This is a genomic window from Wenyingzhuangia sp. IMCC45467 (assembly GCF_054111205.1).
In genome coordinates, this window is record NZ_CM134196.1 from 3,036,812 (window position 1) to 3,051,542 (window position 14,731).

12 protein-coding genes are annotated in these 14,731 nt (G+C 31.7%); 4 read left to right on the forward strand and 8 right to left on the reverse strand.

Annotated elements, in window-relative coordinates; genetic code table 11:
- Position 1: 1 nt before the first annotated feature.
- The 5 genes from ACXGQT_RS12960 to ACXGQT_RS12980 form a co-directional block, all read right to left on the reverse strand.
- On the reverse strand, positions 2 to 4,309 hold the full coding sequence (locus ACXGQT_RS12960) for a CusA/CzcA family heavy metal efflux RND transporter (protein WP_457829005.1): 4,308 nt from the start codon (positions 4,307 to 4,309) through the stop codon (positions 2 to 4).
- Between the two features lie 62 nt (positions 4,310 to 4,371).
- The gene (locus tag ACXGQT_RS12965) at positions 4,372 to 4,692 is read right to left on the reverse strand and encodes a DUF6660 family protein (RefSeq protein ID WP_457829006.1); all 321 of its coding nucleotides are present in this window, start codon (positions 4,690 to 4,692) and stop codon (positions 4,372 to 4,374) included.
- Positions 4,693 to 4,717: 25 nt separating this feature from the next.
- Positions 4,718 to 6,301, reverse strand: coding sequence for an L-aspartate oxidase (gene nadB / locus ACXGQT_RS12970; protein WP_457829007.1), 1,584 nt, complete (start codon positions 6,299 to 6,301; stop codon positions 4,718 to 4,720).
- Between the two features lie 3 nt (positions 6,302 to 6,304).
- The gene (nadA, locus tag ACXGQT_RS12975) at positions 6,305 to 7,303 is read right to left on the reverse strand and encodes a quinolinate synthase NadA (RefSeq protein WP_457829008.1); all 999 of its coding nucleotides are present in this window, start codon (positions 7,301 to 7,303) and stop codon (positions 6,305 to 6,307) included.
- 72 nt (positions 7,304 to 7,375) lie between these two features.
- Positions 7,376 to 8,449, reverse strand: coding sequence for a branched-chain amino acid aminotransferase (locus ACXGQT_RS12980; RefSeq protein WP_457829009.1), 1,074 nt, complete (start codon positions 8,447 to 8,449; stop codon positions 7,376 to 7,378).
- 208 nt (positions 8,450 to 8,657) lie between these two features.
- On the opposite strand from ACXGQT_RS12980, the gene mnmD reads away from it, so the two are divergent.
- Positions 8,658 to 9,326, forward strand: coding sequence for a tRNA (5-methylaminomethyl-2-thiouridine)(34)-methyltransferase MnmD (mnmD, locus tag ACXGQT_RS12985; RefSeq protein ID WP_457829010.1), 669 nt, complete (start codon positions 8,658 to 8,660; stop codon positions 9,324 to 9,326).
- A 135-nt stretch (positions 9,327 to 9,461) separates the two neighbouring features.
- Here the strand turns inward: mnmD and ACXGQT_RS12990 are convergent, their stop codons facing one another.
- Together ACXGQT_RS12990 and ACXGQT_RS12995 are read right to left on the reverse strand one after the other, a co-directional pair.
- Positions 9,462 to 10,544, reverse strand: a complete 1,083-nt coding sequence (locus tag ACXGQT_RS12990; RefSeq protein ID WP_457829011.1) for a glycosyltransferase — start codon at positions 10,542 to 10,544, stop codon at positions 9,462 to 9,464.
- Positions 10,541 to 11,407, reverse strand: coding sequence for a lysylphosphatidylglycerol synthase domain-containing protein (locus ACXGQT_RS12995; protein WP_457829012.1), 867 nt, complete (start codon positions 11,405 to 11,407; stop codon positions 10,541 to 10,543). Before ACXGQT_RS12995 ends, ACXGQT_RS12990 begins: the two co-directional genes overlap by 4 nt.
- 86 nt (positions 11,408 to 11,493) lie before the next feature.
- On the opposite strand from ACXGQT_RS12995, the gene ruvC reads away from it, so the two are divergent.
- From ruvC to hemW, 3 genes are read left to right on the forward strand one after another with little or no spacing between them, the layout of a single operon-like run.
- Positions 11,494 to 12,048, forward strand: coding sequence for a crossover junction endodeoxyribonuclease RuvC (gene ruvC, locus ACXGQT_RS13000; RefSeq protein ID WP_457830823.1), 555 nt, complete (start codon positions 11,494 to 11,496; stop codon positions 12,046 to 12,048).
- Between the two features lie 55 nt (positions 12,049 to 12,103).
- Positions 12,104 to 12,226, forward strand: a complete 123-nt coding sequence (locus tag ACXGQT_RS13005) for a hypothetical protein (RefSeq protein WP_457829013.1) — start codon at positions 12,104 to 12,106, stop codon at positions 12,224 to 12,226.
- Between the two features lie 2 nt (positions 12,227 to 12,228).
- Positions 12,229 to 13,353 carry a radical SAM family heme chaperone HemW gene (gene hemW, locus ACXGQT_RS13010; protein ID WP_457829014.1) on the forward strand — a complete coding sequence of 375 codons (1,125 nt, stop codon included), beginning with the start codon at positions 12,229 to 12,231 and terminating at the stop codon, positions 13,351 to 13,353.
- Here the strand turns inward: hemW and ACXGQT_RS13015 are convergent.
- On the reverse strand, positions 13,350 to 14,690 hold the full coding sequence (locus ACXGQT_RS13015; protein ID WP_457829015.1) for an aldehyde dehydrogenase family protein: 1,341 nt from the start codon (positions 14,688 to 14,690) through the stop codon (positions 13,350 to 13,352). The two genes, hemW and ACXGQT_RS13015, sit on opposite strands and share 4 nt — an antisense overlap.
- Between the last annotated feature and the right edge of the window lie 41 nt (positions 14,691 to 14,731).

Sequence of the window (14,731 nt, forward strand, 5' to 3'; positions counted from 1 at the left end):
TTTATTGTTGATTGGTAATAAATTGATAGTAAGCTACAGCATTGTTATAGGCTAATAATTGATTCCAATATTTTTGCTCGTGATTGCTTACCATTTGTAAAGTGTTTAATAATTCTAAGTAAGATATTTCTCCTGCCTGATAATTAAGTTTTGCAATTCTAATCATTTCAGGGTTCACTTGTTTTACTTGTGACTCGTAAAAATCAACTCCTTGTTGATAGGATAATACTTTGTTTTTTGCATCATGTATTTCTTGCTCAAAACTTAATACATCACTTTTGTAATTTTGTTCCGCAATGGTTACTTCCATTGCCTGAGTTTTTATTCTCCTTTTAGTTTGACTGTTGAATAACGGAATGCTAATACCTCCAGAAATTCCACTAAGCCAACCTCCTTGCACGAAATTTTGAGCAGCATAACCAAGGCTAAAACTAGGGTTTAATTGCGTTTTACTTACTTTCATTTTTGCTTGTGCAATGGCAATGTTTTGTTTGCTTTTTTCTAGCCAAATAACAACTGTACTATCTTTAAAGTTAAAGTCACTTTTATTAAAGTTATTTGTAGCTAAAAACAGATGATTGCTGTTTAAAAGAGATTGTAGTTTCTTTTTAGAATTTTGTATTTCTAAATCAGATTGTTTTATGAGTAATTTATACTCTTTTAATTTAGAAAGTAGCGTGTAAGCTTCAATATTGTTAGTTGCCCCCGCTTTTACTCTAGCTTTGGCAATATTACTGTATTGAGTATAAGTTGCTTCTAATTTTACAAATAGATTTTTTAACTTCTGTTGATGTTGTAATTCATAATACGCTTGTTTTATTTGGTAAGAAACTTCACTAATTATTAATGTTTGTTCTAAAGTGCTTTGCAGTGTAATTTCATTTTGCAAACTATTGTTTGCTTTGGAAATTCCAATATTATTAAACTTTTGAGACACTTCAATTTGGTTAACTTGTTGGTTGTTTTTAACAAATAAACCATCTCCTTTATAACCAATAGTAGTATTCCCTAAATTGTAGGTAACGTTTTGTAAAGATTCATTTTTTTCTATTTCTAATGATGCTGCTTTAATTTTTGGATGATTTTTTAAAGCAATCTGTATGGCATTTTCTAGTGTAATGGTTTTTTCTTGTGCATGTGAGCTTATTCCCAAGGAGCATAATATAAAAATCATTAAACCATTTTTAAATGATGTTTTAAGTTTTTTAGGCTTCCAGTTTTCTACCCATTGATATAAAATAGGTAATACAATTAAGGTTAAAAATGTTGCAGAAATCAATCCACCAATCACAACAGTTGCTAAAGGGCGTTGTACTTCTGCCCCTCCAGAGGTAGATAAAGCCATAGGTAAAAAACCTAGTGAGGCTACAGAAGCAGTTAAAATAACGGGTCTTAAACGTATTTTTGTGCCTTCTAAAATTCTGTTATATATGTTTTCCATTCCTTCTTTTTTAAGTTGATTTAAGTAACCAATAAGTACAATTCCATTTAACACAGCTACACCAAATAGGGCAATAAACCCAATTCCAGCTGAAATACTAAAAGGCATACCTCTTAATTGTAAAGCCCAAACGCCTCCAATAGCAGATAAAGGAATTGCAGTAAATATTAAAGCTGCTTGTTTTAAAGATCCAAACGTAAAATAGAGTAAAATAAAAATTAACCCCAAAGCAATAGGAAGGGCTATAGATAAACGAGCATTGGCTGCTTTTAAGTTTTCAAACTGTCCTCCATAAGTAAAATAATATCCTGATGGTAATTCGAGTTTGTTGTCTAATTCTTGTTGAATTTTAGCAACTAAAGTTTCTACATCTGTATTACCTACATTTACTCCAATCACAATTCGTCTATTGGTATTCTCTCTAGAAATTTGCATAGGTGCATTTTTTAAAGAAATGGTAGCAATGCTGCTTAATGGAATTTGTTGTCCGTTTTCTAATGAAATAAATAAGTTTTCAATGTCTTCAATTTTAGACCTATAGTTTTCGTCTAAACGGACTACCAAATCAAATCTTTTTTCTCCTTCATAAATAATTCCAGCTTTTTCACCAGCAAAGGCACTACGTATTATTTTGTTTACATTGCTAATATGCAAACCATATTGAGCAAGTTTTGAATAGTTATAATCTATTACAATTTGTGGCATTCCTACAGTTTGTTCTACATTAACAGTTCCTATTCCTTCTAAAGTTTTTATAATTTTTTCGCTTTCTTTTGCTTTCTCATACAGTAAGTCTAAATTGTCTCCAAACAATTTAATAGCAATATCTGCTTTGGTTCCAGTCATTAACTCGTTAAAACGGAGTTGAATGGGTTGAGAAAATTCGTAACCCACTCCTGGGAAATTATGTAGAGAGGCTTCAATTTTTTCAAACATTTCAGATCTACTACTAGCTGATGTCCATTCCTTTTTAGGTTTCATTATTAGCGTATAGTCTGCAATTTCTACAGGCATTGGGTCGGTAGGAATTTCGGCAGCACCAATATTAGAAACAATATCTTTAATTTCAGGAAACTCTTTTAATAGTTTGTTTTGAATTCTTTTAGCGGTTTCAATACTTTGAGTTAAAGAGCTCCCAGGAGGTAAAATTTGTTGCATGGCCAGATCTCCTTCTTCTAAAGTTGGAATAAATTCTCCTCCCATTTTGGTAAAGGAAAATAAAGTGATTATGAATATAATGACAGTGCCTCCAATAAATATTTTTTGATGTTTTAAGGCTTTTTCTAACATCGGTTGATATCTTTTTTGAATGGCATTAATCAATTTATCCGCAAAAGTTCTTTTGTTATTAATGTGTTTGTTTAAAAACAAAGCTGCCATCATAGGAACATAAGTTAATGATAAAATTAAAGCTCCTGTAATGGCTAACATTACAGTTTGTGCCATGGGTTTAAACATTTTACCCTCTATACCTACCAATGCCAAAATTGGAATATAGACCATTAGAATAATAATTTCTCCAAAGGCTGCAGAACTTCTAATTTTTTGTGATGATGAAATTACTTCTTTGTTCATCATTTTTTTTGTCAGGGTTTTTCCAGTGTGTTTTAGTTGTAATCTGTGTACAATGGCTTCTACAATAATTACGGCACCATCTACAATTAACCCAAAATCAATGGCTCCTAAGCTCATTAAATTAGCAGAGATTCCTAATAGGTTCATCATAGATATAGCAAATAACATAGCAAAAGGTATTACCGAAGCCACAATTAATCCTGCTCTCCAATTTCCTAGTAATAAAACAAGGATGAAGATGACAATTAACCCTCCTTCAATTAGGTTTTTTTCTACCGTTCCTATAGCGGTTGTAATAAGTTTGTCTCTCACCAAATAAGGTTCTACTACAACACCTTTTGGTAATGATTTTTGTATTTGTAGCACTTTTTCTTTAACCAATTCTGTTACTTCGGCAGAGTTGGCTCCTTTAAACATCATTACTCTTCCTCCAACAACTTCTTCTCCATCTCTAACCAAAGCTCCATATCTTGGAGCTTTTCCATAATGTACTTTGGCTATATCTTTTATTAAAACAGGAATGTTGCTTTTGTTTTTAATTACAATGTTCTCTATATCAGTAATAGATTTTGCAATTCCCTGAGCTCGGATATAATAAGTATTCGGATTTTTTTCTATGTATGCTCCTCCTGTATTTTCGTTGCTTTTTTCTAAAGCATCAAAAACATCGGTTATGCTTAAGTTGATGGATTTTAAAATATATGGATCAACAGAAACTTCATATTGTTTTAAGTGTCCACCCATGGAGTTTATTTCGGCAACTCCTTCAATACCCAGTAATTGTCTTTTCACAATCCAATCTTGAATGGTACGTAGTTCTGTAGCGCTATACTGATCTTCAAAACCTTTTTTAGGTCTAACTACATATTGATAGATTTCTCCTAATCCTGTAGAAATGGGAGCCATTTCAGGTGTTCCCAATCCATTTGGAATATTTCCTTGTGCTTCTTTTAAGCGTTCACTAACCAATTGTCTGGCTAAATAAATATCATAATTCTCTTGAAAAACAACAGTAATTACCGAGAGTCCGAAACGGGAAATAGATCTAATTTCTTCTGTTTTTTGAAGACTTTGTAAAGCCAACTCTATAGGAGTGGTAATAAATTGTTCTACTTCTTGAGTAGCTAAGGTTGGTGTAACGGTTATAATTTGAACCTGATTGTTGGTGATGTCAGGAACTGCATCAATAGGAATTTGTCTTAAAGAAAAGACACCCCAAATGGTAAGAGCCATCATAAATAACCCTATAATGAACTTATTCTTAACTGAATAAGCTATAATGTTATCAAACATATTTGTGTGATTTTAGTTAAACTTTATGTGTTGACAAGACGTACTTGTCCTAATAAAAAAGCTTAACCAATGTTTGGAGGATGCCAAAGACCTTTGGCAAATTTGTAGTGATAATGGTAAGTATAAATAAAACGACAAGTATTGTAGTTTTTAATGTCGTTTTTTAGAAAGCTAATTAATACAGGAAGGGTAATTGAAGTTCCACAACAATTACAAGTACAAAGAGGAGTGCATTCATCATGAATATTATGTGAATGTTCTTGATGAGGTTTGTGAATTTCAGTACTAACATTTTCATCTATACAGCTAAAAATACTATCTGTACATGGCAAAGCTACCATAACAAAAACGATAAAAGATAGTATAAATGCTAAAATCCTCATAGATATAAAGATATTGTTTTTATGGTTATAAACAATCTTGATTGTAAAAACCGCCTTTGTTTTCTTTACGCTCCATAGATGCTTGAATAATTAAATAAGCATTGGTAATCATGTTTCTTAACTCACAAATAGGAACAGATAGTTTGGCTGTTTTGTACAGTTCTTTATTTTCTTGATATAGTATTTCTAAACGATTAGCAGCTCTTTGTAAGCGAACATCAGAACGAACAATTCCCACATAATTACTCATAATTTTTTGGATATCTCTCCTGTCGTGAGTAATTAAAATCTTTTCTTTGTTTAAAGAAGTGTTGGTGTCATCCCAATCTGGAATATCATCTCTAAAAGTTAATGAATCAAATTTGTTTATTGCATGTTCGTAACTTTTATGTGCATAAACAACCGCTTCTATTAAAGAGTTAGAAGCCAATCTGTTTGCTCCGTGTAAACCAGTTCTAGAGCATTCCCCACAAGCGTATAAGTTTTCTATGGTAGTTTCACCATTCATGTCAACAGCTACACCACCACAAATATAATGAGCAGCAGGTGTTACAGGAATAAAATCTTTATGAACGTTAATACCTAATGATTTACATTTTTTGGTAATATTAGGGAAATGATTTACAAAATGTTTAGGATTGATATGTGTACAATCTAAATAAACATAATCTTCACCAGTTAACTTTAGCTCAGTATCAATGGCTCTTGCCACTACATCTCTAGGGGCTAATTCTAAGCGTTCATCATACTTTTCCATAAAGCGTTCTCCATGGATATTACGCAAAATACCACCTTCACCTCTTACTGCTTCTGTAATTAAAAATGCAGGAGATTGAGCAGGTTCTTGATGAAGAGCTGTTGGGTGGAATTGAATAAATTCAATATCTTGAACTTTTGCTTTGGCTCTGTAAGCCATAGCAATTCCATCTCCTGTTGCAATTTTAGGGTTGGTGGTGGTTCTGTAAACTTGTCCACTACCACCTGCAGCTAATAAAGTAAATTTAGCTTGTATGGTTTTTATTTCTTGTGTTTTTTCATTTAAAACATAAGCTCCGTAACAGGTAATATCATCTCTATGGGTAACTGTTTTTTCGTGACCTTGAGCTCTTAAAATATGATGATCTGTAATAAAATCTACCGTAAAATGATCTTCTAATAAAGTGATGTTTGGAATTTTTTCAACAGCTTTTAGCAAAGCACGAGCAATTTCAGATCCAGTAACATCTTTGTGATGTAAAATTCTATTTTGAGAATGCCCTCCTTCACGACCTAAACTATAATCACCTTTTGTGGTTTTATCAAATTGGGTACCCCATGCAATTAGTTCTTCTAATCTTTTAGGAGCTTCTTCAACTACCATTCTAACCACCTTTTCATCACATAAACCATCACCAGCAATTAGGGTGTCTTGAATGTGTTGTTCAAAAGAGTCTATGTCGGTATTGGTAACTGTGGCAATACCACCTTGAGCATATTTAGTATTGCTTTCTTCTTTTTCTGCTTTGGTTACTAGTATAATATTAGCCTCTTTAAAGTGATTGGAAACTTTTAAGGCATAAGACAGTCCTGCAATTCCAGAACCGATGACTAGAAAATCTGTTTTAATCATGTTTTATTTAGAAAGTGCTAACATTTTTTCGATAGGAAGTAATGCTGCTTCTGCTAATTTTTCTTCAACTTCAATAGCTGGTAACTCGTGTTTTAAGCATAAGAATAGTTTTTTCATGGTGTTCATTCTCATGTAAAAACATTCACTACAAGCACAAGTGTTATCTTCTTCTGCAGGAGCAGGGATTAAATGTTTGTTAGGTACTTGCTTTACCATTTCATGTAAAATACCGGCTTCGGTAGCTACAATAAATTTTTCTTTTTTACTTTCTCTAGCGTATTTTAAAAGACCTGCAGTAGAGCCAATATAACTCGCTGTTTTTAAAATATGTGATGGTGATTCTGGATGAGCAATAATTTCTGCCTCTGGGTGTTCTGCGGCTAAGGTCAATAATTTTTCAATTGAAAAAGCTTCGTGAACCATACAAGATCCATCCCATAAAAGCATTTCTCTTCCTGTTTCTTTGTTAAGATAATCTCCTAAGTTTTTATCTGGAGCAAAGATGATTTTTTGATCTTTAGGAAAAGAATTAATTATTTTTACTGCGTTTGATGAAGTACAAACAATGTCACTCATTGTTTTAATTTCTGCAGAACAGTTAATGTACGTTACCACTTTATGATCTGGGTGTTTTGCTTTAAAAGCTCTAAACTCATTTGGAGGACAAGAGTCAGCTAAAGAGCAACCAGCATTTAAATCGGGTAATAAGACTTTTTTCTTGGGATTTAAAATTTTAGCTGTTTCTGCCATAAAATGAACACCACAAAAAACAATAACATCTGCATCTGTTTTGGCAGCTTCTTGAGCCAGCTGTAAACTATCTCCTACAAAATCAGCAATATCTTGAATGGCTTCTTCTTGGTAATAATGCGCTAATATTACGGCATTCTTTTCCTTTTTTAGACGATTTATTTCTGCTACATAATCTGTAGTGTCTTTGGTATCAATATCTAAAAACCCTTTTTTATTTAAGTTTTCTTTTGCTTTTGCTAAAGTGTCCATGACAATAGTTTTGAGGTACAAATTTACAAAAAAAGAGCCTAATAGGCTCTTTTAAGTTTTACAGGTCTTTTTTTAGATAGACCTTACGGCATATTTCCAACCGAAAGTATCTTCTGATTTTCCTGTTTGTATATCTGTAATTTTCTTTTTGATAATAGAAGCGTAGCTATTTTCTAATTTAGGAAGATCATAATCGTTTCCTTTAAAATGGAAGCTTACAATAGGGTTGATGACCGCTGCTGTACCTGCACCAAACATTTCTAACAAAGTTCCGTTTTTAGCAGCTTCTTCAATTTCGTAAACAGAAATATCTCTTACTTCAACTTTATATCCTTCTTTTTCTGCAATGGCAATTACACTTTTACGTGTAATTCCATCTAAGATTCTGTCAGAAGTTGGAGCTGTAATTAAAGTATCACCTACTCTAAAGAAAACATTCATTGTTCCTGCTTCCTCTAATTTTTCGTGAGTACTAGAATCAGTCCAAACTACTTGTTGATATCCTGCTTCGTTTGCTAATTTAGTTGGGTAAAATTGTCCTGCATAGTTACCAGCACATTTTGCAAATCCAACCCCACCACTAGCAGAACGGCTATATTTATCAGCAAATAATACTTTTACCTCACCACTGTAATATGATTGTGCAGGAGATAAAATAAACATAAACTTATAACGTTTGGCTGGTGAAGCCGAAACTCCAGGTTCTGTTGCAATTACAAAAGGACGGATGTACATAGAACTACCTTCTGTAGTTTGTATCCATTCTTTATCAATATTTAACAACAACTCCATTCCATCAAAAAATAAATCTTTAGGAAATTCAGGAATTGCCAAACGAACTGCAGACTTGTTTAATCTGATTAAGTTGTCTTCAGGTCTAAATAACCAGACGGCACCATCGACAGATTTGTAGGCTTTCATTCCTTCAAAAATTGCTTGACCGTAATGGAATACTTTAGCTGATGGGTCTAGAGAAATAGGACCGTAAGGTCTAATTTGTGCATTTGTCCATTTTCCATCAATATAATCACATTCAAACATGTGATCTGTAAAGTTTTCTCCAAACGATAAATTGCTAAAATCTACCTCATTAATTTTTGTGGTAGTAGATTTGGTAATCGTGATGTTCTGGTTGTTAATTCCCATGATTTCGTTTGTAAAAAAAATATATTTATGAAGAACAAAAGTAAATATAAAAATTGTAATGTATGCTATAAAAATACTTTTTAGTTGGTGGTTTTTGATTGAGGTTTTTTAAAGATTTGTTTTCTGTTTTTTAATCAAATAAACAATATAGAATAGGCAATTAACCATTAAATATAATACTTATATTTGCCACAATAATTGAATCATTTTGAAAAGAAAAATTATCATAACCTCCGATGGATCTACGACCATTCATTTGCCTGCATGGAATGAAAATTATCATTCTACGCATGGTGCTATTCAAGAGGCATATCATGTGTTTATTGAAATGGGATATAAGGCCATGGAAAAAGATGATTTTTCTATACTAGAAATTGGTTTTGGTACTGGATTAAATGCTTTTATTACTTTGTTAGAAACAGCAAAAGATAATCGTAATATTCATTATGTTGGAGTAGAGGCTTATCCTGTAAGAGAAGATGAGTTGCTGGCTTTAAATTATGTGTCGGAGTTAGATACAAGAAATTTATCGCATAAGTTTGAAGAAATGCACTTAACTCCTTGGAACAAACCACAAGAAGTAACACCTAATTTTACTTTGACCAAACGTCAAATGTTTTTTCATAATATAACCGATACTTTATCATATGATTTGATTTACTTTGATGCTTTTGGAGCTAGGGTACAACCAGATTTATGGACTGAAGAAATTTTTGAAATTATGTATAAAGCCCTAAAACCTGGTGGTAAAATAGTGACGTATGCAGCCAAAGGGAGTGTACGTAGAGCCATGCAAATGGTTGGTTTTGTGGTAGAAAGATTGCCTGGTCCTCCAGGAAAAAGAGAAATGTTAAGAGGAACAAAAAAAGAAGCTTAAAAAATGGAAATTAAAAGACCCAAAAGAAAAAAGCCAAATAGACTTAGAGTTATTTTATTAGTAGCACTCATGTTTTTAGTCTTGTATTTGTTGAAAAATACTGATAGTTTGGTTGCTCAGTTTTTAAACAAATAATTAACGTTTAAAATTTCTTTCTTTCCAAGTATAGCCTCCAAAAAGCGCTTTTATTCCTATATAAGTATTTAAAAAGGGATAAATAATAGCTGTCAATGCATAATAAAAATAGGAAGTGTATTGATTTGTTTTTTCGGCAGTTACCCAAATCAATATAAAATCAATACCAAGTTTTGCAATCCAGATAAAAAAGGCAAGCACTGGGTTTATTATCATCATAATAAGAATACTTAATTGGGTGATTAAAACGATTAATCCAACAAATTTGGTAAACAAACTTTTGTAATGTGTGCTTTTGGCTGCCCAGCGTATGCGTTGCTGAATTACACTTTTCCAGCTATTTTCCGCTTTTGTAACGACTAGTGCTTCCGTAGTGTTTAAATAATGTACTTTTTTAGGGAAGCTTTTTACAAAATTTTCCAAATTAAAAACATCGTCACCACTTGCAATGTTGGTTTGATGAGATTGCATTTGTAGATACGCTTTTTTATCAAAACCCATATTGGCAGCATTACACATCATTGGTTGTTGAAGACCAAAACTTCCCATGGTAATTCCAATTAAACTTAAACAATCATATTTTTGATATTGTTCCACAAAATTCTTGTTGATTTTAAGTGCAATAGGTCCTGCTACAAACAAACTTTGTTTTTGGTGAATAATGGTATTATAAGCGAATAACCATTTTTTAGGTAATTCACAATCTGCATCAGTTGTGATGATAAAATCAAACTTCGCAGCTTTGATTCCAACTTGAATGGCATCTTTTTTAGGAGAATAGCTTACTCGTTTATTATTTAAAAGTATAATGTTTGGCATTTTATCTTGCCGTTTTTTAATGATGTTTACGGAGTTGTCTGTAGATTCGTCATCAATTAAAAGAACTTCAAAGTTTTCGGAATTGTATTCTAAATTTTGAATACTTTTTAAAAGTGTATTCAATGAATTTTCTTCATTCCTAAAAGGAATTAAAACGCTAAATTTTTGTTGTGGTAAAGTTTTATCAACTTCTGTTTTAGGCAAACGAATCAATCCAACAATAAAAACAAGAATTACTATGCTGTAAAGGATTATTACCATCATACTTGTTCTCTTTTAAGATGATAAAATTGTAAAAAACTTCCTGTAATGGCTGGGGCTGCATGATTGCAAATCCACAGAATAAAATAAGCAATTAGAATGTTTGCTTCAGAATATCCTAGAGGATTTAATACAAACAAAGCCATACTTCCTTTAATAGCAAAATCTAAAATATTTAAAATAGGCAGTAAAGAACTTAACAAATAAATAGCACAAATTCCAGCGTATAATTGTAGAGAATCTAATTTGTTTTGATGTAATAAAACCATCAATAAAAAAGAAAAGAAAATGAATTTTGTTACTGAAAATAGGAACAATTGAAAGTGAACTTTTACAGGAATACTTTTAGTATAAACTATAATTTTTTTTCTAAAAAGAATAAAAACAATCAATCCTATAAAACTAGTAATCATTAAAAATGTTTGTTGATTAAAAGCTCTAGCATCAATGTTATCTATTAAATAATAAATTCCCCAACTTCCAAAAATAATAGTGGTTGTCATTTGATAAATTCCTTTGGATAAATTTAAAAACACAATTTTTTTACTGTGTTCTTTGGAATAGAAAAGAATTTTTTTGAAATAATTCCCTGAGTTAAAAGGAGTAATCAAGCCATAGGTATAAGCCACCAAAGTCTCATAAGTTGCTTTTTTAAAAGAAATTTTATCAAAAGTTTGAATCACAATTTTCCATTTTAAAATTTCAAAAGTCCAATTTCCAAAAGACAAAAGAATAATAAAAAATAAGATAAATGGGTTTAAAAATTCATAAAGATCAGCGGAGCTAAAATTTGTACTTACAATTCTATAACCTATATAAAATAAGGCAGCAAAACTTACCACATATTTTAATATGGAATTAAGCAAAGTAAAATGTTTACGAATTGATTTAAGCATGCACTATGGTAGCATTCAATTTAGCTATCTTTGCTAAAATAGTTAAATCCACTTTATTGGCTGTAGAAAAAATCATATTAGGTATAGACCCCGGAACCACTATTATGGGATTCGGAGTCATTAAGGTTGTAGGAAAAAAAATGGAATTTGTTCAAATGAACGAATTGTTGTTAAGTAAATACAGCGATCCTTATGTTAAATTACGCTTAATTTTTGAACGAACTATAGAGTTGATAGATACTTATCACCCTGATGAATTGGCTATTGAAGCTCCATTTTTTGGTAAGAACGTTCAATCTATGTTAAAGTTGGGTAGGGCACAAGGAGTTGCTATGGCAGCAGGTTTATCTAGAGATATTCCGGTAACAGAATATTTACCCAAAAAAATAAAAATGGCTATTACGGGTAATGGAAACGCTAGTAAAGAACAAGTAGCTTTAATGCTTAAGAGTTTATTAGATTTAAAAACGTTACCCAAAAATTTAGATGCTACAGATGGTCTGGCAGCAGCTGTTTGTCATTATTTTAATAGTGGAGTAAAAGTTGGTGGAAAAAATTACACAGGTTGGGCAAGTTTTGTGAGTCAGAATGAAAGTAAAATTGTGAAATAATTGTTTGGTAAAAGGTAAGGGAGTAAAATGTAAAAAGATTAAAACGTTTTTGATATTGAAAAATTTTACCTTTCTTAACCAACAACCAACAACCAACAACCAACAACCAACAACCAACAACCAACAACCAACAACCAACAACCAACAACCAACAACCAACAACCAACAACCAATATAAAAATGTCAGGTATTTATTTGCACATTCCGTTTTGTAAAAAAGCATGTCATTATTGCGATTTTCATTTTTCTACTTCTTTAAAAAACAAAGAACCTTTATTAAAAGCATTGGCACAAGAAATTGTTTTAAGAGCTGATGAATTTAAAAACAAAACGGTAGAAACCATTTATTTTGGAGGAGGAACGCCAAGTATTTTAGCCGTTGATGAAATTAAAAACATCATCAAAATGCTTAGAGAAAATTATGAAGTAATTCAGGTTCCCGAAATTACTTTAGAAGCCAATCCTGATGATTTAACAGATGATAAAATACAAGAGTTAGCCCAAACAGAAATTAATAGGTTGAGTATTGGAGTGCAATCTTTTGGAGAAAAAGAATTGCAGATGATGAATAGGGCACACAATGCACAAGAAGTCAAACAATGTTTACAAACAGCTACTCAGTATTTTGATAATATTACCATTGATTTGATGTATGGAATACCCGGTTTGTCTAATCAGGAATGGAAACAAAATATTCAGCAAGCCTTAGATTTTGGAATTTCACATATTTCCTCATACGCTTTAACGGTGGAAGAAGGAACCGCTTTGGCAGATTTTATTAAAAAAGGAAAATATCCTGCTGTTGATGAAAGTTTGGCTGCTCAACATTTTGATATTTTGGTTGAGCTGTTAACCCAATCGGGCTTTGATCATTATGAAATCTCAAATTTTGGAAAACCTAATGCTTATTCTAAACACAATACTTCTTATTGGTTAGGTAAATCTTATTTAGGTTTTGGACCCTCAGCACATTCTTTTAATGGAGATATTAGGAGTTGGAATGTAGCCAATAATACCAAATACATTAAATCTTTATCAGAAAATAAATTGCCATCTACTCAAGAAATATTAACGATTAAAGATAGGTATAACGAATATATCATGACAGGTTTAAGAACCATTTGGGGTGTTTCTTTAAATAAGATTTCTAAAGATTTTGGTTTGGAAACAAGTGCTTTTTTAGAAAAACAGGTTGAACCTTTTTTAGCAAACGGAACTTTAGAGTTAAAACAACATCAGCTAAAAACTACACAAAAAGGAAAGTTTTTAGCCGATGGAATTGCTAGTGAATTGTTTTGGGTTTAAGCAACGGTATTGGTTTTTGCATTTAAAAAAGTTTTTAAACCATGTTCTCCTAATTCTTTTCCGTAACCAGATTTTTTAATTCCTCCAAAAGGAAACTTAGGATCACTTGTTACTTTAAAATTTATAGATACATAACCTACTTCTATTTTTGCAGCCAATGTTTTGGCTTTCTCAATGTTTTTTGTCCAAATAGCAGTTCCTAATCCGTAGTCAGAATTGTTAACATCATCAATTAAATTATCGATGTTTTCATAAGGAATGATACAAATTACAGGACCAAAAATCTCCTCTTTTAACATAGGATTCTCTTTGTTTACCACTAATAAAGTAGTTTGGTAAAAAGGTTCGTTTATTTTTCCTCCTACAATTAATTCAGCACCATTTTTAATAGTTTCTGCTACTTGATTTTGCAAAACAGGTAAAAATTCTGCCTTAGAAATAGGGCCAATTTGGGTGTTACTATCTAAAGGATTTCCGTGTTTTAAATCAGCAATTTTCTGTTTAAAAAAATCGATAGCATATGCTAATTTGTTTTTAGGAACAAAAATTCTTTTGGCAGCAATACATACTTGACCAGAGTTAGCGGTTCTAGATTCAAAAGCAGAAGTTAAAGCAGTATCAAAATCAGCATCTTCTAAAAGAACAGAAGCATCTGTACCTCCTAATTCTAATACTGATTTTTTTAAATATTTTCCAGCCAAAGCAGCAACAGAACTACCTGCTTTGGTACTTCCGGTTAAACAAACTCCTTGTACAATTGGGTGTTTAATAACTTGTTCTACTTGAGGAATATTAATAATTAAATTGGTGAAAACTTGTTTAGGGTATCCTGCATCTTCAAATAATTGTTGAATGGCCTCGGCACAACCTGTAACATTTGGAGCATGTTTTAAAACACAAACATTTCCTGCCATAATATTAGGAAATGCATAACGGAATACTTGCCAAAGCGGAAAATTCCACGGCATAATTCCAAAAACAGCTCCTGTAGCGTGATAACTAACATAAGTGTTGTTATCTAAAGTTTGGTTTTCTAAAAAAGCAGCTGAGTTATGCGTAAAATAATCAATAAGAGTACTTGTTTTAATTACTTCAGCTAAAGCCTGAGAAATAGGTTTCCCCATTTCAGTACTAATCAAATTTGCGAGTTCTTGTTTACGATCTAGCAATAATTCTTTTAGGTTTTTTCCTAATGATTCCTTTTTATCAAAAGAAATGTTCTTCCAATTTTTATAACTTTTATGAACGGCATTTAGTTGTAAATTCAACTCATCATCTGTTAAAAAAGAATATTTTTTGATTTCTTTTTGAGTATAAGGATTGGTAGTAATAATCATTAGAAAATTGGCAAAGTTTGATTTACAAACTTACAAAATGT